Raw genomic sequence first — 26,376 nt, 5'->3', positions numbered from 1 at the left:
ATCTGCGAAGGCCGGGCGGGGCGACCTTCCCGGCCTTCGTCGTGACGGAAACCGCATGACTCTGGTGGAAAAGGCACATACCGACCGTCCGCTGCGCGTTCGACGCCCGCGCCATGCGCTGGCGCTCCTGCCGGCGGTGCTGATCGCGGCCGCCGTGCTCGCGCCTGTCGTCGCACTCGCTTTCATCGCCCTGTCGGGCAGCGGAGAGGACTGGCCCCACCTGATCCGCAACGTGCTGCCGGGAGCCGTGCGGACCACGGCGCTGCTGCTCTTCCTCGTGACGCTCGGCACCGCCTCCATCGGCGTGGTCAGTGCTTGGCTGGTGGTGGCGTTCGACTTTCCGTTCCGCCGTCTCCTGTCCTGGGCGCTGGTGCTGCCCTTCGCGGTGCCGCCCTATCTGGCAGCCTATGCCTTCGCGGAGTTCTTCCATTTCTCCGGCCCAGTCCAGAGCGCGATCCGGGCGCTGTTCGGCTTCCAGAGCCGCGCGGACTACTGGTTCCCCGACATCCGCTCGACCGCTGGAGCTGCGCTGGTCATGTCGGCGGTGCTGTTTCCCTATGTCTATATGACGACCCGCATCGTCTTCATCATGCAGGGTCGCAACATAGCAGACGTGGCGCGCACGCTCGGCGCCTCGCCCTTCAAGGTGCTGACGCGCATCCTTTTGCCGGTGGCCAAGCCCGCGATCGCGGCCGGCGTGGCGCTGGTGCTGATGGAGACGCTGAACGACATCGGCGCGTCGGAATATCTCGGCGTGCGCACGCTCACCTTCTCCGTCTATTCCACCTGGCTCAATCGCGGCAGCCTCGAAGGTGCGGCCCAGATCGCGCTCCTGATGCTCGCCATCGTCTTCGCCGTGCTGTGGGCGGAGCGTTGGGCGCGGCGCAACCAGCGCTTCCACTCGGCGCGCGCGACGCAGATGAAGGTCAGGCCGCCGCGCACCGTCCTGCGGGGCTGGCGGGCGCTGCTCGCGATGGCCGCGGCCGCCCTGCCCGTTCTCGCCGGCTTCGGCATCCCGCTCTACGTCTTCGCGCGCTATGCCATGCGGCGGCTCGACCAGTTCTTCGATCCCACGCTCGGCTGGGCACTGTTCCATAGCGTCGTGGCGGCGACGGGCACGGCGGCCATCACCGTCTCGGCGGCCCTGCTGCTCACCTATGCGCTGCGGCTGGCGCGCACGCGCGATATGGGGATGCTGGTCCGGCTTGCGACGCTGGGATACGCCCTGCCCGGCACAATCCTCGGCCTCGGCCTGCTGTTCGTGCTCGCCCGCTTCGACAACGGTGTCGACGCGCTGGCGCGGCAATATCTCGGCGTTTCGACCGGACTGTTGATCTCCGGATCGGCGATGGCCGTGATCCTCGCCTGCTCGCTGCGCTTCCTCGCGCTCGCCGAAGGCTCGATCCGGTCGGGGATAGAGAAGCTGCCGCCCAATCTCGACGAGGCCGCCCGCAGCCTCGGTCGCACGCCGATGCAGAGTGCGGCGACGGTGATCCTGCCGTTGCTCGGCCCCGCGATCTTCACCGCGACGGTGCTGGTGTTCGTCGACACGATCAAGGAGCTCTCGGCCACGATCCTGCTCAGGCCCTTCGGCTTCAACACGCTCGCGACCTATGTCTACGAGAACGCTTCGCGCGGGGTCGTCGAGGACGGGGCGATCGCCGCGCTGGCCATCATCGCGACGTCGCTGGTGCCCGTGGCGCTTTTGTCGGGCGCCCTGATGCGCGACCGCGACGCGGAACTCTAGACAAAAAGAGAGGCGCCGATGGCGCCTCAGTCAGATTTGCTGTCACACGGGGCTTGAGCGAATGGCTGAATCCGGCCTGACCGGACACAGGGATTTCTCCCTCAAGTTACATACGACTATCGGGGTCGTTTCTTAACAACTCCTTACCTGCTTATCCGGTTGTTTACCGAAGTGTACCACACCTGAAGTCTAGGTAAATTTCTCCGTCACGAAGCGTTAACCAAGCCGGAGCCTAGCCGCGCAGCTGCGGCAGGTCCCGAAAGAGATCCAGCGCCTCGGGGTTGGCGAGTGCTTCCTTGTTCTTCACGCCCCGCCCGTGCACCACGTCGCGCACCGCGAGTTCGGTGATCTTTCCCGATTTGGTGCGCGGGATGTCGGCGACCTCTACGATGCGGGCCGGCACGTGCCGCGGCGTGGCACCTGTACGGATCTTCGTGCGGATGCGCTTCTCCAGGTCCTCGTCCAGCGCCACGCCGGAGGCGAGGCGGACGAACAGCACGACGCGCACGTCGTTGTCCCAGTCCTGGCCGATACAGAGCGCCTCGATGATCTCGGGCATCTGCTCGACCTGGTTGTAGATTTCCGCCGTGCCGATGCGCACGCCGCCCGGATTGAGCGTCGCATCCGACCGGCCATGGATGATCATGCCGCCATGCTCGGTCCATTCGGCGAAATCGCCATGGCACCAGACATTGTCGAAGCGGTCGAAATAGGCCGCATGATACTTCGCGCCGTCCGGATCGTTCCAGAACATCACCGGCATGGACGGGAAGGCGCGGGTGCAGACGAGCTCACCCTTCTCTCCAACCACGTGCTTGCCGTCGTCGTCCCAGACATCCACCGCCATGCCGAGGCCGGGCCCCTGGATCTCGCCGATCCAGACCGGCTTCAGCGGCACGCCAAGCACGAAGCACGAGACGATATCGGTGCCGCCGGAAATCGAGGCAAGATGCACGTCCTGCTTGATCGCCTCGTAGACGTAGGCGAACCCTTCCGGCGACAGCGGCGAGCCGGTGGACGAGATCACGCGCACGGTCGACAGATCATGCGTGTCCTTCGGCGAAAGCCCCGCCTTGCGCAGGGCGTCGATGAACTTCGCCGAGGTGCCGAAATAGGTCATCTTCTCGGCCTGGGCGAAATCGAACAGCACGTTGCCGTCCGGATGGAACGGCGAGCCGTCGTAGAGCAGCAGGGTGGCGTTCGACGCCAGCGCCGAGACGAGCCAGTTCCACATCATCCAGCCGCAGGTGGTGAAATAGAACACGCGGTCGCCGTCCTCGACGCCGGCATGGAGCCGATGCTCTTTGGCATGCTGGATCAGCGTGCCGCCGGCCGAATGGACGATGCATTTCGGAATGCCGGTCGTGCCGGAGGAAAAGAGGATGTAGAGCGGATGCGCGAAGGGCAGCCGGACGAAGGTCGGCTCGGCCGCGGAGAGCGCCTCGATCGCGGTTTCGAGCGTCACCGCGTTCGGCAGATCCGTCACCGCCTGCGACGCCGTTCCGAGATAGTCGACGATGATCGCCTGGCGAACGGTCGGCAGCTGTTGCAGGACCGCCTTCACCTTGCCGACGACATTGTTCTGCTTGCCGTTGTACCAGTAGCCATCGGGTGCGACGAAGACCACCGGCTCGATCTGGCCGAAACGGTCGAGCACGCCCTGCTCGCCGAAATCAGGCGAACAGGACGACCAGATGGCGCCGAGCGAAGCCGTCGCCAGCATGCACGCCACCGTCTCCGGCATATTGGGCATCATCGCCGCGACGCGGTCGCCAGCCTTGACGCCGGCCGCCGCGAACACCTGCTGCAGCCGCGAGACCAGCGCGCGCAGCTCGTCCCACGACATCCGGCGCGAGACCTTGTCTTCGCCCTTGAAGACGATGGCGTCGCCCGCGCCGCGCATCTTAAGAAGGTTCTCGGCGAAGTTCAGCTTCGCGTCGGGGAAGAAGGACCCGCCCGGCATGCGGTCGCCGTCGACCAGCACGCGTGACCCTTTTTCTCCGACGATGCCGGTGAAATCCCAGACAAGGTTCCAGAACGCCTCGCGGTCCTCGATCGACCAGCGATGAAGGTCGTCGAAGCCGGACAACGGGCCGGCGCCCGCCTTCTCGGCCGCGCGCATGAAGCGCGTCATCGGCGCGGCCTCCACCGAGGCGGAGGAAGGGGTCCACAAGGGCTTGGCGGCGGTCATCGGCAACTCTCTCCCGGAAGCGACCGGGTTATGCATGTCGCGTCCATCGAGGGCAAGTCGCAGAAATACGCAAGGCCTGTGCGCAACCGTCATTGACCAGCCACAATGGCTTGAAAAGGCACTTCCATACGATAAACGGGGCATGTCGGCGGCTAAGTGACCGACATCGAGGATGTATGCCGGCTCCCCTTGTCAGGAAAGCCATCTGGGCGGTCGTCGCAGTCTGCGTCGTGATTGCGCTCGTGCTGGTTTCCCTGCCGCTCATCGCCTCCACGCAGATCGTGCGCACCCGCATCTCGCAGGAACTGTCGGCGCGCACCGGATATCGGGTGACGCTCGGCGAGGCCCCTGATCTGGTCCTGTGGCCCTCGCTCAAGGCCGTCTTCGAGAATGTCAGCTTCCGCCGCTGGGGCGCGCCCGACGCTCCGCCGGTGCTCGAGACCGAACGGCTGGTCGTCAACCTGTCGACCTGGCAGGCGCTGCTCGGATGGATCGAGTTCGACATGGTGACGCTGGAGCGCCCCGTGCTGCGCGTCGAGCAGATCAGCCAGCGTTTCCAACTCCCCTTCCTGCCCGACGGCGGACGCCTTGCCGAGATTCTCAAATCGGCCGGAAAGGATATGCCGCGGAATGGCCCCGCGCTCGGCGTCATCCGATTCTCGGAGGGACGCCTGGTCAGCGCGAAAGGCGATCGCGACATCGCGACCGACCTGACCGGCCTCGCGGAATGGAGCACGGCGGGCTCGCCGGCGCTGCTCAACGGCAGCGGAATATGGCGGGGCGAATCCATTCGATACGCGGTCCGGGTGGATTCCCCGTTGAAGCTCGCAGCCCGCGATGCGACCGCGGTAACGGCGTCCTTCGAGTCCGATCCGTTCAAGGCCGCATTTTCGGGTGTCGTATCGCGCAGCGAAGGCTTCTCCTTCGACGGATCACTGACGGCGAGCTCGCCTTCCGTGCGCCGGGCGCTCGAATGGTCGCAGACCAACATCCCACCGGGGGCCGCGATGGGCGCGCTGTCCCTCACCGGCAATGCGTCCGGCGACATGAACGGGGTGAAACTCTCCGACGCGCGCCTGTCGATCAATGAGAATCCGGGTGTGGGCGCGCTGGAATTCGCCCTTGCCGGACCGGTGCCCAGCGTGTCGGGCACGCTCGCCTTCGAGACGCTCGATCTCGGCCGCTTCCTTGCCGCTTTCTCCACCCCTCTCAGCCAGACCTCGAAGCGTCCCGTCTTCGACCTCGCCTTCACCGACCAGTTGAGCCTGGACCTGCGCCTTTCGGCGGCGCGCGCGACCGGCGGCGACATCCAGTTGAGCAACGTCGCCGCGACCGCGCAGGTCAGAAGCGGCTTCGCCGCGTTCGACATCTCCGACGCGACCGCGCTCGGCGGCGAGATCCAGGCCGGATTCCGGGTCGACCGGAAGCCGGAGGGTGAGATCGGCGAGATGCGGGTCTCGGCGGTCGGAATCGACTGGGCGCAGATGGCGGAGCGGATCGGCTGGAGCCGGAATGCCCCGCAGGCGAAAGGATCGCTGAGTGTCGTGCTCAAGAGCCCGATCACCGACACGACCTCCCTGCCCTACACGACCGAGGGCACGATCAGCGGCAAGCTTGGGCCGGGCGCACTGCAAGACTTCAACCTCGACAAACTGAGAGCCAACCAGCCGGGCGCGGGGTTCTTCCCGCTCAGCGCGGTCGGAGGCGGCGCCCTCGCGATCGAGGGCGCGGAGTTCAAGGCGACGATCGGCAGCGGGGTCGCACGGATCGACGCGGCCAAGGCGTGGACCTCCGGCGATGTGCTGACGTTCAACGGCATCGTGCCCTTCGTCGGCCGCAGCCTCGCTCTCTCGCTCAGCCTCGACAAGCGTGCGCCTGCGGGCGCACAGCCGGCACAACCTCCGACAGAGGAGCCCAGGTTCTTCTTCATCGGCGGATCCTGGGAGGCGCCCTACATGTCGGCGGTTCTGTCGACATTCGAGCCGTAGCCGGCGCGAGAGAGATTCAACTCAGCGGCGAATCGCTATAGTCTCCCCTGCGGGCGGGACGCGGAATGTTCAGAATCATTTCCGGCGTATTCAAGATCGTGGTCGTATCGCTGCTGACGGGTGCAGCGCTGTCGGCGCTCGACCTGTCCGCCGCCGACATCCTGATCGAACTGGGCCTCACGCCGGAGCGGACGCTTGCGCTCCTGCAGCAGGGTGCGGCCTGGGCGCTGCCGAACCTCATCCTCGGCTCGATGGTGATCCTGCCGATCTGGCTGGTGGTCGCCCTTCTGCGGCCGCCGCGAGGTCCCTAGCCGACCTCGCGTTCGGCTGCCCTCTCGTCGCGAAGCCGCTGGACCTCTCGGCGCTTGTTGACGATGGACATGATGATGACGCCGGTCGCCACGATGCCGATCAGGATCGTGCACGCCGCATTGATCTCGGGTGTCACGCCGAGGCGCACCTGGCTATAGATCTTCATCGGCAGCGTCGTGGCGCCAGGGCCCGAGGTGAAACTGGCGATGACCAGGTCGTCGAGCGACAGCGTGAAGGCGAGCATCCAGCCCGAAACGACCGCCGGCAGGATCACCGGCAGCGTGATCTGGAAAAAGGTCTTCGTCGGCGTAGCGCCGAGGTCCATCGCCGCTTCCTCCAGCGAGCGGTCGAACGTCATCAGCCGCGACTGCACGACGACGGCGACGAAGCACATCGAGAAGGTGATGTGCGCCAGCGTCACGGTAAGGAAGCCGCGGTCGAGGCCGACGGCGACGAACAGCAAGAGCAGCGACAGGCCGGTGATCACTTCAGGCATCACCAGCGGCGCGAAGACCATGCCCGAGAACAGCATGCGGCCGCGGAAGCGGGTGTAGCGGGTGAGCGCCAGCGCTGCCATCGTGCCGAGGATGGTGGCGAAGGTCGCGGACAGGAAGGCCACGCGCGCCGTCACCCAGGCCGCATCCATGAGGCTCTGGTTGCGGAACAGTTCGCCGTACCACTTGGTCGAGAAGCCGGCCCAGACGGTAACGAGCTTCGATTCGTTGAACGAGAAGATCACCAGAAGGACGATCGGCAGGTAGAGGAAGGCGAAGCCCAGCACGACCGAGGCGATATTGAAGCGGGACCAGGTCGGGTTCATCTCAACGCCCCTCTTCCTGCGCCTTGGCCTGCGCCCGCTGGAAGAACATCATCGGCACGACCAGCAGCAGCAGCAGAATGACCGCCACGGCCGAGGAGACCGGCCAGTCGCGGTTGGCGAAGAACTCGTTCCACAGCGTCTTGCCGATCATCAGCGTCTGCGAGCCGCCAAGCAGGTCCGGGATGACGAACTCGCCGGTCGCGGGAATGAAGACCAGCAGGCAGCCGGCGACGATACCGGGCATGGCCAACGGGAAGGTGATCTTCCAGAACGCCGCGATGGGCGGGCAGCCGAGATCCTGCGCCGCCTCGATCAGCGAATAGTCCATCTTCTCCAGCGTCGAATAGAGCGGCAGGACCATGAAGGGCAGGTAGGAATAGACGATGCCGATGAAGATCGCCGTATGCGTATTCAGGATGATCAGCGGCTGGTCGATGATGCCGGTCCAGATCAGGAACTGGTTGAGCAGGCCCTCGGGCTTCAGGATCCCGATCCAGGCGTAGACGCGGATCAGGAAGCTGGTCCAGAACGGCAGGATGACCAGCATCAGCAGCAGCGGGCGCAGCGTCGTCGGCGCGCGCGCCATGCCGTAGGCGATGGGGAATCCGACGAGAAGGGCGAGGAAGGTCGAGATGCCCGCAATGACCACGCTCGACACATAGGCGTTGAAGTAAAGCGGGTCGTCGACGAGCCAGAGATAGTTGTCGAAGGAGAATTCCCTGATCCCCTCCCACAGGCCCGAAATACCGGCCGAGAGGTCGAAGGTCGGCGTGTAAGGCGGCATCGCGATCGCCGTCTGCGACAGCGAGATCTTGAAGACGATCAGGAAAGGGATGAGGAAGAGCAGAAGCAGCCACAGATAGGGAACGGCGATCACCAGGCGGCTGCTGATCGCGCCCCACAGCGTATGCGTCACGACATCGGGTCGTGGAGCGGTGGCTTGCGGGAGGGACGTGCTGAGATCGGACATGCGCCTTCTCCTAGCGCGTCAGCACGACGCCGGCGTCGGGCGCGAAGGAAATCCAGGCCTTGTCGTTCCAGGTGAGCGGATCCTCGGTGACGCGCGCGCTGTTCAGCGCGCTTGCCTTCACCACCTGACCGTCCGCCAGCCTGACGTGGTACACCGTCATGTCGCCGAGGTAGGCGAGGTCGTAGATCTCTCCCTCCATCGCATTCGCGGCCCCTTCGGGCCGGCGCGACGACACCTTGATCTTCTCGGGCCTGATCGCAAAGGTCACTTCGTCGCCGGCCTTTGCCTCGCCTGCATTCTCGACGTTGATCTGCGCGCCACTCGCGCCGGTTATCCGAGCGGTCTTCTCGACCCTCTCGGCGACCTTTCCTTCGAGCATGTTCACATTGCCGACGAAGTTGGCGACGAAGCGCGACACCGGCGCCTCGTAGACTTCCGCCGGGGTCGCGACCTGCATCAGCTGTCCCTTGTCGAGGATGGCGATGCGGTCGGCCATCGTCATCGCCTCTTCCTGGTCGTGCGTGACGACGATGAAGGTAAGGCCGAGGTTCTGCTGCAGGTCCATCAGCTCGAACTGGGTTTCCTCGCGCAGCTTCTTGTCGAGCGCGCCGAGCGGCTCGTCGAGCAGAAGCACTTTCGGCCGTTTCGCCACCGAGCGTGCCAGCGCCACGCGCTGCCGCTGGCCGCCGGAGAGCTGATGCGGCTTGCGCTGCGCGAACTGCTCGAGCTTGACCAGCTTGAGCATGTCGGCGACGCGCTTTTCGATCTCGGCTTTCGCCACGCCCTCCTGCTTGAGGCCGAAGCCGATGTTCTGTGCCACCGTCATATGCGGGAACAGCGCATAGGACTGGAACATCATGTTGAGTGGCCGCTTGTAGGGCGGGATGCCGCGCAGGTCCTGGCCGTCCAGCAGAATGCGGCCCGATGTCGGCTCGTCGAACCCGGCCAGCATGCGCAGCAGCGTCGACTTTCCCGAGCCGGAGCCTCCCAGCAGTGCGAAGAATTCGCGCTCGTAGATAGAGAGCGACAGGTTGTTGACCGCGACGAAGTCGGAGAACTTCTTGGTGACGTTCTCGAACACGATGTAAGGCTTCGCCGTCGCGTCCGTCCAGGGCGCGAAGCTTCTGCGAATGCTGCCGAGCGATTTCATGTGGCGTCCCCCGCCCCCTGTTCCCGAAGAAAAAAGCCCCGGTCGTGCCGGGGCTTTCTCATGTCACTGTCCCGAAACGATCTTGGTCCAGCTCCGGGTGATAAGCCGCTGCGTCTTCGGGTCGTAGGGCAGCGTGATGAAGAGTTTCGCCATCGTCGCTTCGTCCGGATAGATGGCCGGGTCGTCGAGCACCTCCTTGTCGAGAAGCTCCTGCGAGGCCTTGTTGCCGTTGGCGTAGAAGACGTAGTTGGAGGCCTTGGCGGCCACTTCCGGCTTCATGATGTAGTTGATGAAGGCATGCGCCTCGTCGACATGCTTGGCGTCCGCCGGGATCGCCAGCTGGTCGAACCACATCTCCGCACCCTCCGCGGGGATGGAATAGGCGATCTCGACGCCCTGGTCGGCTTCCGCCGCGCGGTCGCGCGCCTGGAACACGTCGCCCGACCAGCCGACGGCGAGGCAGATGTCGCCATTGGCGAGCGCGTTGATATATTCGGACGAATGGAACTTGCGCACGTAGGGCCGAATGGCCAGCAGCAGTTCCTCAGCCTTGGCGAGCTCGGCCGGGTCGCGGCTATCCGGATTGAGGCCGAGGAAGTTGAGGGCCGTCGGGATGATCTCCTGCGGCGCGTCGAGCATGTAGACGCCGCACTCGTTGAGCTTCTTCATCGCTTCCGGATCGAACACGGTCTTCCACGAGTCGATCTTGTCGACGCCGAGCGCGTCCTGGATCTTCTTGACGTTGTAGCCGATGCCGGTCGTGCCCCACATGTAATTGACCGAATAGGCGTTGTCCGGATCGTATTTCGCCGTCTGCGTCGCCACCACGTCCCACATGTTGGAGATGTTCGGCAGCTTCGCCTTGTCGAGCTTCTGGAACACGCCAGCCTCGATCTGACGCGCGAGGAACGCGCCGGTGGGAACGACGACGTCGTAGCCAGTGCCGCCCGCGAGCAGCTTGGTCTCGAGGATCTCGTTGGAGTCGAACACGTCGTAGACGACCTTGATCCCGGTCTCCTTAGTGAAGTCCTCGAGGATGGAATCGTCGATATAGTCAGACCAGTTGTAGACGTTGACGACTTTTTCCTGAGCGAAGGCGCCGTAGGCGAAGATGCTTGCCAGTGCGGTCGCGGCCGTGATCCCGATTGCCTTGCGCATCGAGTATTCTCCTCTGTCTTAACCCCAATCCCGGCTCCCACAGCGGTCCTTCAGGGCCGGGTTTGTGCGCAGCCTATTGGCGTTTTCGCAGTGCGGCAAGCCTCGAAATCCAGGAGGGAACGGCAACCGGCCAGAGGCGGACAAGGGGGGCCTCAGCGCGGCGCCGGCATGCCGGTGACGCCCGGCTTGCGCGGCTGCGCCTGGCGGCGGAATTCGAGCGCGATGTGGACGAGAAGGGCAGCGAAGATCACCGTTCCGCCGAGCACGGTGCGCGCCGACGGCGTTTCGCCGTGGATCAGCCACACCCAGACCGGGCCGAGCACGGTTTCGAGCGTTCCCAGCAGTGCTGCGAAGGCCGCCGGAATCAGCCGCGCGCCGGTGGCGAAGAGCGCGAGGCCGAGGCCGAGATTGAGCGCGCCGAAGGCGAACAGCCACGCCATGTCGATGCCGCTCACCAGGACGGTCGAGACTTGCGTCGCGGCGAATACCGCCGCGATTAGCGTGCCGAGACAGGTCGCCGGCGTCATCCGCACATGGGCGAACCTGCGCGTCATCACGGTCGCCGAGGAGAAGGCGACCGCGATCAACAGCGCCAGCCCGTCGCCGATCGGGGACACGTCGCCGGTGAAGGACTCGGACACCATGATCGCCACGCCGGCGATCACCGCCGCGATGGCGAACCAGGTCGGAAGCGAAACCCGTTCGCGGAAGATGATCCAGCCCATCAGGGCGGCAAGCAGCGGCACGCCGGCCTGCATCAGCACCACGTTCGCGACCGTCGTGTAAGCGAGCGCGACCACGAAGCTGGTCGAGGCGATCGCGAAACAGACGCCGACGGCGACGCCCGGCAGGCCCATGTCCCTGAACAGCGCCAGCGTGCCACGCACGCCGTCGCGCCAGACCATAAAGCCGATGAGGAACGCCGCCGCCCAGACCGAGCGCCAGAACACCACGGTCCAGCTGTCGCCCGCCTCGACGAACCGCGCGATCGCTCCGCCAAAGCTCCAGAACAGCGCCGACAGCGTGACCAGGATGAACCCCAGTCTCTCGTCGCCGCGCGTCGGCGAAGCCTGAACTGCCGTCTCTGCCATGACCCGGTGCCGTATGCTGCCGGCCGCGCGGTTGCGCGGCCTGAGCGAATCCTCCTATCGCGTTAGAGCAGAAGGCGAAGCGGGGCGTGATCCAGCCCGCGCTTTGATTTGTATCACCTGCGACACGGGACACATGCCGACCCTTTCGCGATCCAGTACCGTTCTCTGCCTGCTGCTGGCGCTGCCGGCGATGCTGCTCGCGGCGGGACTCGCAGGCGGAGAGCCCTGGCGCTTCGCGATCCGCCCGTCTGGCGACGTCGCGACGAAGCTTCTGGTCGTCACGCTCTGCATCTCGCCGCTGCGCGCCCTGTTCCCGCAGGGCCGCTGGATCGCCTGGCTGGTCTCGCGCCGCCGGGTCTTCGGCCTCTCGGCCTTCTTCTATGCGCTGTTCCACGTGGTCGTCTTCTCTGCCAGCATCGGCCGGCTCGACTGGATCATCCAGGGCATGGCCTTCGCCTCGATGTGGACCGGCTGGATCGCCTTCGCGCTGCTGGCAGGGATTGCAGCCATATCGAACCAGACGGCCGTCACACGGCTCGGACGATGGTGGAAGCGTATCCAGCGCCTCGCCTATGTGTCGGCTGCATTGACACTCGCTCACTGGCTGCTTCTATCTGCGTCGCCATTCGAAGCCTTGGTCCACTTCGGGCCGCTGGCCGGGCTCTGGCTGGCGCGTGTCGCACGACATTTCTTCCCGCCTGTTTTCCGTGCTAATCTGAAAGACAGGAGCCGGTCATGAACCAGATATTGAAGCGCGCCGTCACGGAAGCGGAAAACCTGCCTGAAGAGGAACAGGAGGAGCTCGGCCACGCACTGATGGAGATGGCGCTCCGCAAGAAAATCGACGCGATATTTGCAGCCTCGGAAGAAGAGGGCGGGGAGACGCCACATGACGAGGTCTTCGATACGCTGATGAAGAAAACGCGTGGCTAGCATCGTCTGGCGGGATCGCGCTGTCCGCCATCTCAACGAGATCGAAGAATATATCCGGGCACGCAGTCCCAACGCTGCCGCACGCTACATCTCCGAGCTGAGGATAGCAGTCGCATCGCTCGCCGAATTTCCGGACAAGGGGCGGCGTTTCGACAGCAAGCGGCGGATCCTCGTTTTTCGCAATCACGTGATCCTTATGTCGTCGACACGCAATCGGATCGCGTCTTCGTGGCGGACGTCATCGATGGAAGACGCGACATTCCAAACCTGATCCGCTACCTCTCCAATTGAGTTCGGGCAGACCATCGTTTCGGAGGAGACATCCCATGCAAGCAGCCTGGTACGAACACAACGGCGCCGCAGCACAGGTGCTGCATGTCGGCGAGATGGAGACGCCCGAACCGGGGCTGAACGAGGTGCGGGTGAAGATCCACACCTCGGGCGTGAACCCTTCCGACGTCAAGAGCCGGCGCGGGCGGCCGCTGATGTGGCCGCGCATCATCCCGCATTCGGACGGGGCCGGCGTGATCGACGCCGTCGGCAAGGGCGTGGACCATGCCCGCATCGGCGAGCGCGTCTGGATCTGGAACGGGCAGTGGAAGCGGCCGTTCGGCACCGCGGCCGAATATTGCGTGCTTCCCGCCGAGCAGGCGGTGCACCTTCCCTCGAAGATCGACTTCGCGACCGGCGCGTGCCTGGGCATTCCCGCGCTGACCGCGCTTCAGGCCCTGCGCCTGCTCGGCCCCGTCGGTGGCAAGACGCTGCTCATCACCGGCGCCGGATCGTCGGTCGGCTATTATGCCTCTCAGTTCGCCAAGGCGCGCGGCGCGCGCGTGATCGGCACCGCCTCTGCGGCCAAGGCCGAGCATGCCCGCAGCGGCGGAGCCGACTTCGTTGTCGACTACCAGAACAAGGATGTCGCCAAGGTCGTGAAGGACCTGACCAAGGGCAAGGGCGTCGACGGCATCATCGACATGGACCTCTCCTCGACCGCGCGGCTGATAGCCGAAGCGGTGATGGCGCCGCACGGGACGATGGTCTGCTACGGCTCGAACCAGCCGACCGACATCGCGCTCAATTTCCTCGCCCTGCTCTGGAACAGCTACACGCTGAAATTCTTCCTCCTCTACGAGCTCAAGCCGGAGGACCGTAAGGCGACGATCGCCGAACTGACCAAGGCGCTCGAGGACGGTGGCATCCGCCACTCGATCGGCCCGCGCTTCCTGCTGCGCGACATTGCGAGGGCGCATGAGGAGGTCGAAGCCGGCAGGTCGGTCGGCAACGTGGTGCTGGATGTGGGGTGAGCTTCTTATCCGCAGGACGAGACCGTGATATGCTGCGCCGAGCATCGGAGAAAGCCATGAATCACTCTTTGCGGGACGCGATCCGAGAGGTCGAAGCGTTGCCTGAAAAGGACCAGGAGGAGATCGCCCGTGCTCTCCACCAGATGGCCGTTCGAAAGCGGATAGACGCGCGGCTGGAAGCTGCGGTTCGTCGTGGAGGTGAAATCCCTGCCGAGACTTTCTACGAGGAGCTTCGGCAGAAGTATGGCGAGTGAAGTCGTTTGGCTCGAGGAAGCGAGGGAAAACCTCGACGAAATCATTGCGCATATAGCAGAAGCCAGCCCTGCAGCGGCACGAAAATATCGATCAGGTCTCGTCAACGCATGCAGAAAGCTTGCGGATTTTCCGCGATCGGGCCGACGCTACAACGATCTGTTTCGAGCATTGATCTATCGTAATCACATCATCTTCTATCAAGTCATCGGTAACGCCGACCGTGTCCATATCGTGATGGTCATCGATGCGCGACGGGACGTAGACGGTATCGTCCTCGATCTCCTCACCTGAAATCGAACGCGCTCAGTCCCGTCACCATCTCGTCCAAACCCAATGGCCGCGTCACCGGCGGTTCGGCCCGCGCCAGGCAGCCGGAGCGCTCGCACAGACGGCAGGCCGGCCCAACGGGCGTCGCCGGAACCTGGCCGGGCTTTGCCGCCGTGCCGGGCTGGCCGCCCGGCAGCGCCATGGCGTAGACGATCTCCTCCCTGAAGCCGATGTCGCAGCCGAGCAGCAGCGCGGTGCGGCGGGGGCGTTCGTTGAAGGCGCCCTGCGGGCCTTCGAGCGTGCGGGCGATGGTCAGGAATTCCGCCCCGTCCGGCATCTCGACAGCCTCGACGAGGATCTGGGCCGGCTGGGCGAACGCGGCGTGGACCGAGAGCTTCGGGCAGCCGCCGCCGAAGCGCGCCTGCGGGAACCCTTGCGCGCCCGCCTTGCGGAAGCGGTGGCCGGCATTGTCGACCTCCAGCATGAAGAAGGGCACGCCCTGCGCGCCCGGCCGCTGCAGCATCGTCAGCCGGTTCGCCGCCTGCTCGAAGGAGACGCCGAAGCGCGAGCGCAGCACGTCGATATCGTAACGCGCCCGCACAGCCGCGGAATGGAACGCGCCGTAAGGCATCATCAGCGCATGGGCGGCGTAGCGCGCCAGCTCGAAGCGCGCCAGCCTGCGCGCCTCGTCCGACGACAGTTTCAGCGCCTGGAGCTCGGCCCCGATCGCCACGCTCATGCGCACGAGGCAAGCCTCCATCGCGATCTCGCGCAGCTGGTCGAACGGCGACAGCCGCTCCGAGATGAACAGGCGCTGCGAATGGCGATCGTAGCGGCGGCGCCAGTTGGGCATGGTGGCGACCGGCAGCACGCGCACGACGATCCCCGCCTCGCGCTTCAGCCAGGCCTTCAACGCACCGGCGAGGTCATCGCCGGGCTGGAGCAGCGCCGTGAATGCCTCCGCCTCCTCCTCGATCGAGGCGAAGTGGTTCGCCCGCCGCTCGAACACCTCGTGCACCTCGTCGATCGGCAGGCGGGCTGAGGACAGCGCCGTGGCGCGGCCGTCACGCGCGAGCATCTCAGACAGGTCCGACAGCCGCTCGGCCTGCTCGCGATAGGCGCGGAAAAGCTTGATCACGCCCGACGAGACATTGGGCGCGGCTTCGGCGATCTCCAGCAGTTCCTGGTCGCCGGGCAGTTCGCCGGCCAGGAGCGGGTCGGCGAACACCTCCTTCAGGGCGGAAATCGTGCCGCCCGCCTCGGCCTGCAACTCGTCGGGTTCCACCTTGTAGACGGAGGCGAGCTTGAGGATGAGCTGGACGGTCAGCGGCCGCTGGTTGCGCTCGATCAGATTAAGATAGGAGGGCGAGATGCCCAGCCCCTCGGCCATCGCCGTCTGGGTTAATCCCTTGGCGTTGCGGATGCGCCGGATGCGCGGTCCGGCGAAGATCTTCTGCTCGGCCATACGGCGGCTCCCAATGGCTCGCGACCCCTGATTTACAACTTTTGACCAATCCTGCGGTCGCGCGGCTTTTACAGACTTTACAGATTTACACACCGCAACAGTAAATCGCAACACAGGCTGACTTGATTTTCGGGCTGATTTTTCGAAGTTTTCTGGCTTTTGGTGCGTTGCGATGTAAATGCCGTCACATCGGAAACGGCGGGACCGAAATGCCCGTCCTGTCACTGGAGACTCGCAATGACCGATTTTTACAATCTCGTCCCGTCCGCACCGGAAGGCCGCTACGAGGGCATCGAGCGCCCCTACAGCCCTGAAGACGTCAAGCGGCTGCGCGGCTCGGTCCAGATCAGGCAGACGCTGGCCGAGATGGGCGCAAACCGCCTCTGGAAGCTCCTTCACGAAGAGAACTTCATCAACGCGCTCGGCGCCATGTCGGGCAACCAGGCGATGCAGCAGGTGCGCGCCGGCCTGAAGGCGATCTACCTGTCCGGCTGGCAGGTCGCCGCCGACGCCAACACGGCGTCCGCCATGTATCCGGACCAGTCGCTCTACCCGGCCAACGCGGCGCCGGAGCTCGTCAAGCGCATCAACCGCACGCTGCAGCGCGCCGACCAGATCGAAACCTCTGAAGGCAATGGCCTGTCGGTCGACACCTGGTTCGCCCCGATCGTGGCGGATGCCGAAGCCGGCTTCGGCGGCCCGCTCAACGCGTTCGAGATCATGAAGGCGTTCATTGAGGCAGGCGCGGCCGGCGTCCACTTCGAGGACCAGCTGGCATCCGAGAAGAAGTGCGGCCATCTCGGCGGCAAGGTGCTGATCCCGACCGCGGCGCATATCCGCAACCTCAACGCGGCACGCCTCGCCGCCGACGTCATGGGCACCTCGACGCTGATCGTCGCCCGCACCGACGCCGAGGCGGCGAAGCTCCTGACCTCGGACATCGACGAGCGCGACCAGCCCTTCGTCGACTACGACGCCGGCCGCACGGTCGAGGGCTTCTACCAGGTGCGCAACGGCATCGAGCCGTGCATCGCCCGCGCCATCGCCTACGCGCCGAACTGCGACCTGATCTGGATGGAGACCGGCAAGCCGGACCTCGCCCAGGCGCGGAAGTTCGCCGAGGCCGTGCACAAGGCGCATCCGGGCAAGATGCTGGCCTACAACTGCTCGCCGTCCTTCAACTGGAAGAAGAACCTGGACGACGCGACCATCGCCAAGTTCCAGCGTGAACTCGGCGCTATGGGCTACAAGTTCCAGTTCATCACGCTGGCGGGCTTCCACCAGCTCAACTACGGCATGTTCGAGCTCGCCCGCGGCTACAAGGATCGCCAGATGGCGGCCTATTCGGAGCTGCAGGAGGCCGAGTTCGCGGCGGAGGCCAACGGCTACACCGCGACGAAGCACCAGCGCGAGGTCGGCACCGGCTACTTCGACGCCGTGTCGATGGCGATCACCGGCGGCAAGTCGTCGACCACCGCCATGCACGAGTCGACGGAGCACGAGCAGTTCCGTCCGGCCGCCGAGTAAGCGGTCCGTCCGCGAAAAAATCTCCGGGACACCTGCCCCGGAGAGATGTAACAGAGGAAACGCCCAGGAGCGGCCACAAGAAGTCTAAGGAACGACAGCCATGACCCCAAGGACCCGTGTCAAGGAACGCGCCGAGGAACAGTCCTCGTCGATGAACGACGACCAGCAGGCGGTGATCCGCATGGTCGCCAACGACCTGCACCGCCTGAACCAGTCGGTGATGAAGGCCGTCGAGGCCGGTGTATCGGTCGAGCTGGTCCGTTCGGCCCGCCATCACGGCGGCGAAGGCAACTGGGGCGATCTGCTGATCCCGGTGATCGTGACGCAATCGCACAAGAGCTGAATGTCCTGCTCCCACACATAATGACGCGAAGGCCGATGGAGAAATCCACCGGCCTTTTTGCTTTTCTTGACAGGAAATCCCGTTATAGTTGAAATCCGTCCTCAGCATTAGGCCCATGGCTCGACGCGAGCCGCGGTCCTGACATGATTACGGGAATATCCTCACCAACAGCCCGCCGGTACCGCCCGATGCCCAATGAGAACGTCGACCCGATCGCCACGCGCGACGAAGCGCACGAAGCGATCATCGGACAGACGCTCGCCCAGTCCGAGACCGTGATCGTCGTCAGCGCGTCGCCGGTGAACCTGATCGTGCTGTCGCGGATCGTCGAGCGCGCGCGTCTCAAGGCGGTAAGCTGCGAACCCGAACGGGCCGGACCCCATATCGCCCGCATCGATCCGCTGATGGTTATCCTGGACGGAGGCAGCGACATGCACGAATGCGACGTCGCGCTGGGCCCGATCGCGACGCAGAAGCGCATGTCTGACGGCGCGAGGCCGCATGTCGTGCTACTGACCGTGCAGAACATGCCGCCGGACGCCGTGGACCTGGGTGGGTTGATCGATTCCGTCGTCGCCAAGCCGGTCACGCCGGAGCGCCTGCAACCCCTGATCGAGACTGTCCGAGATCGCCGCGTCTGAAGCGCGGAGGCCAGGTAGCTTTCGTTGCGTCATGCGGGATAGAGTGCGGGGAGGAGGGTTGAGCTGATGCAGGTCGGCAGGCTTCCCCAAGCCATTCTCGCCATCGTGGCGGCGGCGATCGGCATCTGGTGCCTTCGCGCCGCCTACCTTTTGCTCGGCACGTCGTCGACGCTGTCATGGACGGGCGATACGGCTCTGGTGGCGATCCTCGGCGCCAGCGGCGTGGTCTGCCTGTTCGGAGCGATGCTCGTACTCCTGAGGCTGGCGGACAGGCCGCGCGTCGACGTCCAGAACACCCAGCAGTTCGGCAGGTTCGCGGTCGACACCAAGCCCAGCCGGTCGCTGCTGGTGCCCCTCCTCGCCGTTGCGGGCGTGGTCGGCATCGCGGCGCTTGGCACCCATCAGTTCGGCTTGCTGCGCACGACCGGACAGCCCGTCGCAGATTCTGGACAACAGGCGTCGAGCGAACCCGGCCCGTCCGGTTCTCAGGCGCCGCCGGCCGCACCCGCGACGCCTTCGGCGAGCGTCGAGGAAAAGACTTCGCCTGCGCCGGCCGCCCCCGAAGCGCCGGCCGAGCCTGCTGTCTCCCCGCCCGCGCCCCAGGAGACCGCCGCCGCGCCTCCGATTGCGGCACCGCCTGTCGAAATTGCCCCGCCGGCACTCCCTCCGGTCACGACCGTGCCGCTGCCGAAACCCGACCCCATGCCGACGCAGGCTGAAGGTCACCGCGACGCCGTGGTCTGGCTGTCGCTCGCGACGGACGGCAAGTCCTTCCTCAGCGCCAGCACGGACAAGACCGTCAAGCTCTGGAGCATTCCGGACAGGAAGCTGGTCAGGACCGTCGCAAGCCATCCCGACATGGTGCGATCGGCCATCTTCCTGCCCGACGGCGCGCGGATCGTCACGGCTGGCGACGATGGCGAGATCGTCGTCAGGAACCTGGCCGATGGGGCTCCACTGCACGTGTTCTCCGCCAAGGACCACGGCGGCGTGAACAAGATCGCGATCTCCCCCGACGGCCGGCGGATGGTGAGCGGGCACGAGGCGGGGACGGTGCTGTTCTGGGATCTCGAGAAGCTCGTGCCGCTGCACGTCGAACGCGCCCATGGCTGGTCGGTCGCCGGCGTCGCGATCTCGGACGATGGCAGCCGCGCGCTGAGCGGCAGCATCGACGGCGATCTGAAGCTCTGGGATGTCAACGAAGGCACGCTGCTGCGCTACTGGGGCGGGCACGAGCGCGGCACCTACGGCATGGCCTTCACCCACGACGGAAAGTTAGCGGTGACCGGCAGCGGCGACCGGACGATCAAGCTGTGGGACCTGGAGAGCGGGCGGCTTGTGCGCCAGTTCGACGGGCATTCGCAGACCGTCTATGCGATCGCGCTGTCGGGCGACGGCACGCGGATCCTCAGCGGCTCGCTCGACGGCACGGCGCGACTGTGGGATATCGAGAACGGCGCCGAAATCGCCCAGTATGTCGGCCATCGCGGACCGGTCTATTCGGTCGCCTTCGGGCCGGAGGGCACCGTGCTGACGGGCGGCTACGACCGGTCCATTCGCATCTGGCGCGAAGCGGGGCCGCCGGCCGTCGCAGTGCTTGCGGGCGCTCCGCAATAGCCGGAATCGGCGGGAATCCAGCCTCGGGGCCTTCCCAAGTCACGGAGGGCGCGGCTATAGTCGGCTTTACCAGCAACATCTTTTGGTGATTGATGCCTCCTGCGAAGAAGGAAGTCCGACCGTCAGGCCGAGGCGGCGGAAGACGCACGCCCGCATTCCTGAAGAACTACCGCGGCGTGAGGAACTGGAAGGAAGCCAGCCAGTGGCTGGAATGGCGCAGCATCGAGGACATCGAATGCATCACGCCGGACCAGGCCGGCGTCGCGCGCGGCAAGATGATGCCGTCGACGAAGTTTACCTCCAACACCTCGCTGGCATTGCCGTCCGCCCCGTTCATGATGACGATCTCCGGCGACTATCCGGAGGACGGCAACGGTTTCGAATATCCGGAGGATGACGGCGACCTGAAGCTGGTGCCGGATCTTTCGACCCTGTCGCTGGTGCCCTGGGAGACGGACCCGACGGCGCAGGTCATCTGCGACCTCGTCCACCAGGACGGGCGGCTGGTCGAGTTCACGCCGCGCAACGTGCTGCGTCGGGTGCTCGGCGAATACACCAGGATGGGGCTGAAGCCCGTGGTCGCGCCCGAGATCGAGTTCTATCTCGTGCGCAAGAACCCCGATCCCGACTATCCGCTCACGCCGCCGGTCGGACGCTCGGGCCGGCCGATCGCCGGCGGGTCGGGCTATTCGATCGCCGGCGTCAACGAGTTCGACGAACTGATCGACGACATCTACCACTTCTCGGCCAGCCAGGGTCTCGAGATCGACACGCTGATCCACGAAGAGGGTGCCGGACAGCTCGAGATCAACCTGCGCCACGGCGACCCGATCGAGCTCGCCGACCAGGTGTTCATGTTCAAGCGCACGATCCGCGAGGCGGCGCTGAAGCACGACATGTATGCGACCTTCATGGCGAAGCCGATCCAGGGCCAGCCGGGGTCCGCGATGCACATCCACCAGTCGATCGTGGACAAGAAGACCGGCAAGAACGTCTTCACCGCGGAGGACGGCTCGGAGACGGAGGCGTTCGGCCATTTCATCGGCGGCATGCAGAAGCACGTGCCTGCAGCACTCGTGATGTTCGCACCCTATGTGAACTCGTACCGGCGGCTGACCCAGGCCGCCTCCGCGCCGGTGAACACGAAGTGGGGCTATGATAACCGCACGACCGCTTTCCGTGTGCCGCGTTCGGACCCGGCGGCCCGCCGCGTCGAGAACCGCATCCCCTCCTCCGACGCCAACCCTTACGTGGCGCTCGCCGCCTCGCTCGCCTGCGGCCTGATCGGCATACAGCAGAAGATCCGGCCGGACGCGCCGGTCGGAACGACGGCGAACGAGGACGAGATCGACCTGCCGCGCGGCCTGCTTGAGGCCGTGGAGCTGTTCGAAAACGACGAGCAGCTGCGGGCGATGCTGGGCGACGTGTTCGTGTCGACCTATGCCGCCATCAAGAAGGCCGAGTTCGAGACCTTCATGGAGGTGATTAGCCCCTGGGAGCGGGAGTATCTGCTGCTGAACGTCTAGGGACACAGCCGCATTTCCCAACACCGGGACAGCGTGAGATAAAAGATCGATGACGATAAAGGTCGACATAACACCCGAGATGCAGCGCCGTGTGAGCGACATTGCGCAGAAATCCGGTCGTTCCGAGACACAGGTGATCGTCGACGCGCTGGAGCACGGCCATTCGCTCGACTGGCAGGAGAGCTTCCTCGCGAAAATCAGGCACGGGATCGCCGCGGCAGATCGGGGAGATTTCGCGACCGAAGCCGAGATCGACAGGGTCCGGCAGAAATATCGTCCTTCGTGAGGGTTCGCTGGACCCGTCCCGCCCTCTCGCACCTGGACGAAATCCAGGATTATGTTGCGGCACGCAACCTTGTCGCTGCCTACAGGCTCATCAACGAGATCATCGATCGGACAGAGCAGCTGCTGGCCGCAAATCCCGAAGCCGGCCGGCCCGGCAGAGTGGACGAAACGCGCGAACTCGTACTTGGCGGCACGTCCTACGTGGTCGCTTACCGGGTCTCGCAGACGATCGAGATTCTTGCCGTGATGCACGGCGCGCAGCGATGGCCGGATAAATTCGACTGAGACGCATCATGCCTTATTCCTCCCCCATCTCCCCTGGCTATTCCTGGTATGAGGCGACCGTCGGAGCACGGCCCGAATACCCGCCGCTCGACGGCGACGTTGTGACCGACGTCGTCATCATCGGCGGCGGCTACACCGGTCTTTCCGCCGCCGTCCATCTCGCCAAGGCGGGAACCAGCGTCGTGCTTCTCGAAGCGCATCGTTTCGGCGATGGCGCGTCGGGTCGCAATGGCGGCCAGCTCGGCACCGGCCAGCGCGCCGGACCGGAAGAGATGGAAGAGGAACTCGGCTTCACTCGCGCCAAGGCGCTGTTCGACCTGGCCGAGGAGGCGAAGGCGCATCTGTTCGAATTCGCGTCGACGAACCGGATCGAGATCGATTTTCGTCCAGGCCATCTGAACGTCACGCACAAGAAGCGCGAGCTGCCCGACTTCATCAAATACATGGAGGCCGCGGCGCGCTTCGGCTATCCGCACATGTCCCTCATGGACGCAGCCGAAACTGCGGAGCGGATCGGCTCGACGCACTATGTCGGCGGCGTGCGCGATACGGGCGCGGGCCACATCCACCCCATGAAGCTGCTTGTCGGCACCGCGCGGGTGGCAGCCGAAGCGGGTGCGCGCCTGCACGAGAAGACGCCCGCCACGGACATCGCCACGCAGGCCAGAAAGGTTCGGGTCACGACGCCGCGCGGAACGGTTACCGCGGAGAAATGCCTCATCGCGACCAACGCCTATGGCGACAATCTCGAACCGGTGAGTGCCGCCCACATCATGCCGATCGGCTCTTTCATCGGCGCGACGGTGCCGCTCGGCGCCGAGAGCCCTGTACTGGCCGGCGGCGAGTCGGTGTCGGATTCACGCTTTGTGGTGCGCTATTTCCGGCGTGCGCCGAGCGGCGAGCTCCTGTTCGGCGGACGTGAGATCTACGCCGTGAAGGATCCGAAGGACATTCATGTGCACATCCGCCGCCAGATCGCGGAGATCTACCCGGCACTCAAGGATGTCGAGATCACCCATGGCTGGGGCGGCTATGTCGGCATCACCGCGCCGCGCAAGCCGTTCGTGCGCGAAGTGATGCCGAACGTCATCTCCGCCGGCGGCTATTCCGGCCATGGCGTGATGCTGTCCAACTTCATGGGCAAGCTCTACGCCGAGACGGTCTCCGGCAACCGCGACCGGCTGAAGCTCTTCGAGGAACTGAAGATCCCGGCTTTCCCGGGCGGCCGGCGTTTCCGCTCGCCGCTGCTGTTCCTGGCCCTGTCCTGGTTCGCCCTCAGAGACCGGTTCTGACGCGAAAACGCCCGCCTCGCGGCGGGCGTTTCGACGATTCAGCATGCAGCGCTTACTTGCCGCTGTAGTTCTGGTCGTTGTTCAGGTTCAGCCCATCGAACACGTAGATGCCCGGGGCGCTGGACGGCACGCGTTCATAGGAATAACGCGGCTCCATCGTGTAGCCGGGCTCCTCGACGTAGTAGCTGGGCGAGACCTGCGCATAGGCATCGCCGTAGTAGACGTCACCATAGTACGGGCCGCGCGGCTCATACCGCTCCATCTGGCCGGGGTACTTTACCTCGCCGTTCATGACGGTGTAGGGCGGCTCCTGAGCGAAGGCCGCGCCCGCAGCGGCGGCGGTGATCGCGGCGGCGAGAATGATCTTCTTCATGACAGTCTCCTTTTCCGGTTCGGCTTCGTCGACCGATCTGCGACGGTCTGCCCAGTCAACGGATGGGACGCGATCGGGTTTCATCGCACCTAAATTGGATGCCGTAACAACAAGTTGACCGATCGGCCTTTCGCATCCGGACACACGAACGCCCGCCTTTCGGCGGGCGTTCGATGTTTGAGGCTGACGTCGCGAAAGGCTTACTTGCCGCTATAGTTCTGGTCCCAGTTGATGTTGCCGCCGTCGAGCATGAACGCGGGGGAAGCCGTTGCCGACGCGCCACCCTCGAAGGTCGTGCCGTTCGACATGGTCTGGCCGGTGTAGACGACAGCGCCATCGACGATCCAGAACGGCGCTTCCTGCGCGAAAGCGGAACCGGCGATGAGGGTCAGCGCGGCGGCGAGTGCAAATTTCGTCATGGTTTCTCTCCTGTTAACCTTGGATCAGTGTTCCCCGTCCATCATTGGGCGGTTGATCTGGATACGGGTGCTTTCACGCGCAAGTTTCCGGCACGGCCATCACGGATCGTCACAAAAAGTTCATCGCCGGGCACGGAGCCCGGTGGCTGCTGCTTCGGCGATCCGCAAAAAGCCATGATCCGGCGCTCTTGGAAGCCGCAGTGCACGAGTGGGTAGTGTTGTGACCAAGACGGTAGCGAAGATCTTCTGGCCCCTGGGCGTCGCGATGGCGGCGCTGATGATGGCGCTGGTGCTCTCGGGGTGCCAGTCGATCTCGCTGCTCCGGGTCGAAGGCGCGGGCGCGAATGCCAGCGCAGAGCAACATCTCGCCGCGATCCGCAAGGGCGCTGGCCTCTCCCCCCTCGCCCCCGACAGCCAGCTTGAAGCCGCCGCGCGCCAGCAGGCCGAGCTGATGGCCGCCGCGGGCAGGATGAAGCACACGACTGGCCGGGGAAAGGACTTCCTCACCCGCGTGCGCGGCAACGGGGTCGAAACCGCCGCCGCCGAGAACATCGCCTATGGCCGGTTCGGCCTCGACGGTCTCTTCAAGGCCTGGGTCAATTCGCCGGGCCACCGGCGCAACATGCTCGACCCCCGCTTCACCCGTTTCGGGCTCGCTTCCGCCAAGGGCGAAGGAGACCGGCGCTACTGGGCGCTGATCGTCGCGCGATAGGCGTCCGGGCGCTCAGCCGACCGCCCGCGCCGGGTTGCCGGCGACGGTTGTTCCCGGCAGAACGTCGCGTGTGACGACCGAGCCGGCGGCCACGATCGCGCCGTCGCCGATGGTCACGCCGCCGAGAATGATCGCGCCGCCGCCGATCCAGACATTGTCGCCGATCACCACCGGCCGCGCGACCTCCACGCCGGCATTGCGTAGGTCGGGCTCCCTGTGATGCTCCACCGTGTAGATCTGCACCCTTGGGCCGATCATCGCCTTGCGGCCGATGGTGACGCCGCCATGGTCGAGGATCACGCAGCCGAAGTTCATATAGGCGCCGTCTCCCATCGCGATGTTGACGCCGTAGGCGCAATGGAACGGCTGCTCGATCCGGCAGCCCTCGCCGACCGCGCCGAGGATGGCGGTCAGCGCCGGCGCGATGTTGCCGCGCTTAGACGGCGGCAGGGTGTTGTGCTCGAAGATCGCCTCCTGCGCCCGCTCGCGCAGCGCCGTCAGCTCCGGGTCCCAGAAGCTGTACCACTCGCCCGCCGCCATCTTCTCGCGTGCGCTGCGGGGCTGGTCGGCGGCCATCGGCGTCACATCCGCCGAACGATCACGCTGCCGGCAGAATAGCCCGCGCCGAACGAGCAGATGACGCCGCGGCTGCCGGCAGGCAGGTCGTCCGAGAATTTCGAGAACGCGATGATCGAGCCGGCCGACGACGTGTTGGCATAGTCCTGCAGCACATTCGGCTGCTCCTCGCGCGACGGCTCGCGGCCGAGCACCTTCTGGCCGATGAAGTCGTTCATGTTCTTGTTGGCCTGGTGCAGCCACATGCGGCTCAGGTCCGACGGCTTCATGCCCTCGTCGGCGAGATGTCCCAGCATCAGCTCGGCCACCATCGGCACCACCTGCTTGAAGACCTTGCGGCCCTCCTGCATGAACTGCATATCGCGGCGCTCGCCCATCTGGTCGTGCGTGCGGCGCAGGAAGCCGTTGTTGTTGCGGATGTTGTTGGAGAATTCGGTGACGAGGCGCGTCGACAGGATCTCCCAGGCGCCCGGCGCCTCGCCGTCGACGCGCTCCATCAGCACGGCGGTGCAGACGTCGCCGAAGATGAAATGACAGTCGCGGTCGCGCCATTCCTGATGGCCGGAGGTGATCTCCGGATTGACCATCAGGATCGCGCGCGCCGAGCCGCAGCGGATCATGTCGGCGGCGGCCTGGATACCGAAGGTCGCCGAGGAGCAGGCGACGTTCATGTCGAAGGCGAAGCCCTTGATGCCCAGCGCCTGCTGGATCTCGACCGCGATCGCCGGATAGGCGCGCTCGTGGTTCGACGCCGCGCAGATCACCGCGTCCACCTCGCCTGCCGTGCGCCCGGCCTGCGCCAGCGCCTTGTTCGCGGCGTCCACCGCGATCTCGGCCATGATCGAGAGTTCCTCGTCCGCGCGTGGCCTCAGCGTCGGCATCATCCGGTCCGGGTCCAGAACGCCCGACTTGTTCATCACGTGGCGCCGCTCGATGCCGGACGCCTTGAAGATGAACTCCTCGCTCGACATCGGCATCGGCTCGCGGCTGCCGGCGGCGATCTCGCCGGCATGTTCCTCGTTCCGGCGGCGGGCATATGCGTTGTAGGAGGCCACCAGTTCCGCATTGGTGATGACCTCTTCGGGCGTGAAGATGCCCGTGCCGGTGATGGCGACCCTGTGCATGCGCG

At 65.3% G+C, this 26,376-nt stretch carries 29 protein-coding genes; 18 read left to right on the top strand and 11 right to left on the bottom strand.

The annotated features are described in order from the left end of the window. Nucleotides 1–55 precede the first annotated feature (55 nt). The gene (locus B9Z03_RS10660) at nt 56–1,747 is read left to right on the top strand and encodes an ABC transporter permease (RefSeq protein WP_085464194.1); all 1,692 of its coding nucleotides are present in this window, start codon (nt 56–58) and stop codon (nt 1,745–1,747) included. A 232-nt stretch (nt 1,748–1,979) separates the two neighbouring features. Here the strand turns inward: B9Z03_RS10660 and B9Z03_RS10655 are convergent, their stop codons facing one another. Continuing rightward, nucleotides 1,980–3,938 (bottom strand): acetoacetate--CoA ligase, encoded by a 1,959-nt coding sequence (locus tag B9Z03_RS10655; RefSeq protein ID WP_085464193.1) that lies wholly within the window; start codon nt 3,936–3,938, stop codon nt 1,980–1,982. A 176-nt stretch (nt 3,939–4,114) separates the two neighbouring features. Here B9Z03_RS10655 and B9Z03_RS10650 point away from each other — a divergent pair, with 176 nt between their 5' ends. Then, a complete protein-coding gene (locus B9Z03_RS10650) occupies nt 4,115–5,926 on the top strand; it encodes an AsmA family protein (protein WP_085464192.1) in 1,812 nt (603 codons plus the stop codon). A gap of 65 nt (nt 5,927–5,991) precedes the next feature. Next, on the top strand, nt 5,992–6,237 hold the full coding sequence (locus tag B9Z03_RS10645; RefSeq protein WP_085464191.1) for a hypothetical protein: 246 nt from the start codon (nt 5,992–5,994) through the stop codon (nt 6,235–6,237). On the opposite strand, the gene B9Z03_RS10640 is transcribed toward B9Z03_RS10645, so the two are convergent. The 5 genes from B9Z03_RS10640 to B9Z03_RS10620 form a co-directional block, all read right to left on the bottom strand. Further along, the gene (locus B9Z03_RS10640) at nt 6,234–7,058 is read right to left on the bottom strand and encodes an ABC transporter permease (protein WP_085464190.1); all 825 of its coding nucleotides are present in this window, start codon (nt 7,056–7,058) and stop codon (nt 6,234–6,236) included. The two genes, B9Z03_RS10645 and B9Z03_RS10640, sit on opposite strands and share 4 nt — an antisense overlap. 1 nt (nt 7,059) lies before the next feature. Next, nucleotides 7,060–8,028: an ABC transporter permease subunit gene (locus tag B9Z03_RS10635; protein ID WP_085464189.1), complete on the bottom strand. Its 969-nt coding sequence runs from the start codon at nt 8,026–8,028 to the stop codon at nt 7,060–7,062. Between the two features lie 10 nt (nt 8,029–8,038). Next, nucleotides 8,039–9,178, bottom strand: coding sequence for an ABC transporter ATP-binding protein (locus B9Z03_RS10630; RefSeq protein WP_085464188.1), 1,140 nt, complete (start codon nt 9,176–9,178; stop codon nt 8,039–8,041). Nucleotides 9,179–9,241: 63 nt separating this feature from the next. Further along, complete coding sequence (locus tag B9Z03_RS10625; RefSeq protein ID WP_085464187.1) at nt 9,242–10,336, bottom strand: polyamine ABC transporter substrate-binding protein; 1,095 nt, start codon at nt 10,334–10,336, stop codon at nt 9,242–9,244. A gap of 152 nt (nt 10,337–10,488) precedes the next feature. Further along, complete coding sequence (locus B9Z03_RS10620) at nt 10,489–11,427, bottom strand: DMT family transporter (protein WP_085464186.1); 939 nt, start codon at nt 11,425–11,427, stop codon at nt 10,489–10,491. A 133-nt stretch (nt 11,428–11,560) separates the two neighbouring features. Between B9Z03_RS10620 and B9Z03_RS10615 the strand changes: the two genes are divergently transcribed. The 6 genes from B9Z03_RS10615 to B9Z03_RS10590 are packed head-to-tail and all read left to right on the top strand — an operon-like array spanning nt 11,561 to nt 14,210. Then, nucleotides 11,561–12,166, top strand: coding sequence for a ferric reductase-like transmembrane domain-containing protein (locus B9Z03_RS10615; RefSeq protein WP_176247489.1), 606 nt, complete (start codon nt 11,561–11,563; stop codon nt 12,164–12,166). Then, the gene (locus tag B9Z03_RS10610) at nt 12,163–12,360 is read left to right on the top strand and encodes a hypothetical protein (RefSeq protein ID WP_085464184.1); all 198 of its coding nucleotides are present in this window, start codon (nt 12,163–12,165) and stop codon (nt 12,358–12,360) included. The genes B9Z03_RS10615 and B9Z03_RS10610 overlap by 4 nt, the downstream gene beginning before the upstream one ends. Then, nucleotides 12,353–12,631, top strand: coding sequence for a type II toxin-antitoxin system RelE/ParE family toxin (locus tag B9Z03_RS10605; RefSeq protein WP_085464183.1), 279 nt, complete (start codon nt 12,353–12,355; stop codon nt 12,629–12,631). The genes B9Z03_RS10610 and B9Z03_RS10605 overlap by 8 nt, the downstream gene beginning before the upstream one ends. A gap of 55 nt (nt 12,632–12,686) precedes the next feature. Next, nucleotides 12,687–13,664 carry an NADPH:quinone reductase gene (locus B9Z03_RS10600; RefSeq protein WP_085464182.1) on the top strand — a complete coding sequence of 326 codons (978 nt, stop codon included), beginning with the start codon at nt 12,687–12,689 and terminating at the stop codon, nt 13,662–13,664. 56 nt (nt 13,665–13,720) lie between these two features. After that, nucleotides 13,721–13,918: a hypothetical protein gene (locus tag B9Z03_RS10595; protein ID WP_085464181.1), complete on the top strand. Its 198-nt coding sequence runs from the start codon at nt 13,721–13,723 to the stop codon at nt 13,916–13,918. After that, nucleotides 13,908–14,210 (top strand): type II toxin-antitoxin system RelE/ParE family toxin, encoded by a 303-nt coding sequence (locus B9Z03_RS10590; RefSeq protein ID WP_085464180.1) that lies wholly within the window; start codon nt 13,908–13,910, stop codon nt 14,208–14,210. Before B9Z03_RS10595 ends, B9Z03_RS10590 begins: the two co-directional genes overlap by 11 nt. On the opposite strand, the gene B9Z03_RS10585 is transcribed toward B9Z03_RS10590, so the two are convergent. Further along, a complete protein-coding gene (locus tag B9Z03_RS10585; protein WP_085464179.1) occupies nt 14,203–15,651 on the bottom strand; it encodes a helix-turn-helix domain-containing protein in 1,449 nt (482 codons plus the stop codon). The genes B9Z03_RS10590 and B9Z03_RS10585 overlap by 8 nt on opposite strands. A gap of 237 nt (nt 15,652–15,888) precedes the next feature. Here B9Z03_RS10585 and aceA point away from each other — a divergent pair, with 237 nt between their 5' ends. The 8 genes from aceA (at nt 15,889) to B9Z03_RS10545 (ending at nt 23,167) form a co-directional block, all read left to right on the top strand. Next, a complete protein-coding gene (gene aceA / locus B9Z03_RS10580; protein WP_085464178.1) occupies nt 15,889–17,178 on the top strand; it encodes an isocitrate lyase in 1,290 nt (429 codons plus the stop codon). Nucleotides 17,179–17,278: 100 nt separating this feature from the next. After that, nucleotides 17,279–17,521: an SMc00767 family acetate metabolism repressor gene (locus B9Z03_RS10575; protein ID WP_085464177.1), complete on the top strand. Its 243-nt coding sequence runs from the start codon at nt 17,279–17,281 to the stop codon at nt 17,519–17,521. A 188-nt stretch (nt 17,522–17,709) separates the two neighbouring features. Then, a complete protein-coding gene (locus tag B9Z03_RS10570) occupies nt 17,710–18,162 on the top strand; it encodes a hypothetical protein (RefSeq protein ID WP_085464176.1) in 453 nt (150 codons plus the stop codon). Between the two features lie 66 nt (nt 18,163–18,228). Then, on the top strand, nt 18,229–19,779 hold the full coding sequence (locus B9Z03_RS30405) for a WD40 repeat domain-containing protein (RefSeq protein ID WP_085464175.1): 1,551 nt from the start codon (nt 18,229–18,231) through the stop codon (nt 19,777–19,779). 92 nt (nt 19,780–19,871) lie between these two features. Then, nucleotides 19,872–21,305: a glutamine synthetase family protein gene (locus B9Z03_RS10560; RefSeq protein WP_085464174.1), complete on the top strand. Its 1,434-nt coding sequence runs from the start codon at nt 19,872–19,874 to the stop codon at nt 21,303–21,305. Between the two features lie 49 nt (nt 21,306–21,354). Further along, nucleotides 21,355–21,591, top strand: coding sequence for a hypothetical protein (locus B9Z03_RS10555; RefSeq protein WP_085464173.1), 237 nt, complete (start codon nt 21,355–21,357; stop codon nt 21,589–21,591). Continuing rightward, entirely contained in the window at nt 21,588–21,875 is a 288-nt protein-coding gene (locus B9Z03_RS10550) for a type II toxin-antitoxin system RelE/ParE family toxin (RefSeq protein WP_085464172.1), read from the top strand. Before B9Z03_RS10555 ends, B9Z03_RS10550 begins: the two co-directional genes overlap by 4 nt. Nucleotides 21,876–21,883: 8 nt before the next feature. Further along, nucleotides 21,884–23,167 carry an NAD(P)/FAD-dependent oxidoreductase gene (locus tag B9Z03_RS10545; RefSeq protein WP_085464171.1) on the top strand — a complete coding sequence of 428 codons (1,284 nt, stop codon included), beginning with the start codon at nt 21,884–21,886 and terminating at the stop codon, nt 23,165–23,167. 52 nt (nt 23,168–23,219) lie between these two features. Here B9Z03_RS10545 and B9Z03_RS10540 read toward each other — a convergent pair whose 3' ends face one another. Next, complete coding sequence (locus tag B9Z03_RS10540; protein WP_085464170.1) at nt 23,220–23,540, bottom strand: hypothetical protein; 321 nt, start codon at nt 23,538–23,540, stop codon at nt 23,220–23,222. A 200-nt stretch (nt 23,541–23,740) separates the two neighbouring features. Further along, on the bottom strand, nt 23,741–23,959 hold the full coding sequence (locus tag B9Z03_RS10535; RefSeq protein WP_085464169.1) for a hypothetical protein: 219 nt from the start codon (nt 23,957–23,959) through the stop codon (nt 23,741–23,743). A gap of 220 nt (nt 23,960–24,179) precedes the next feature. On the opposite strand from B9Z03_RS10535, the gene B9Z03_RS10530 reads away from it, so the two are divergent. Then, nucleotides 24,180–24,671 (top strand): CAP domain-containing protein, encoded by a 492-nt coding sequence (locus B9Z03_RS10530; protein WP_244561713.1) that lies wholly within the window; start codon nt 24,180–24,182, stop codon nt 24,669–24,671. 12 nt (nt 24,672–24,683) lie between these two features. Here the strand turns inward: B9Z03_RS10530 and B9Z03_RS10525 are convergent, their stop codons facing one another. After that, complete coding sequence (locus B9Z03_RS10525) at nt 24,684–25,247, bottom strand: sugar O-acetyltransferase (protein ID WP_085464168.1); 564 nt, start codon at nt 25,245–25,247, stop codon at nt 24,684–24,686. A gap of 5 nt (nt 25,248–25,252) precedes the next feature. After that, entirely contained in the window at nt 25,253–26,371 is a 1,119-nt protein-coding gene (locus tag B9Z03_RS10520; protein ID WP_085464167.1) for a beta-ketoacyl-ACP synthase III, read from the bottom strand. Between the last annotated feature and the right edge of the window lie 5 nt (nt 26,372–26,376).

The organism is Mesorhizobium australicum (assembly GCF_900177325.1).
Classification (GTDB): domain Bacteria; phylum Pseudomonadota; class Alphaproteobacteria; order Rhizobiales; family Rhizobiaceae; genus Mesorhizobium_A; species Mesorhizobium_A australicum_A.
Note: the sequence above shows the minus strand (reverse complement) of the source record. Positions and strands in the feature narration are given on the sequence as shown.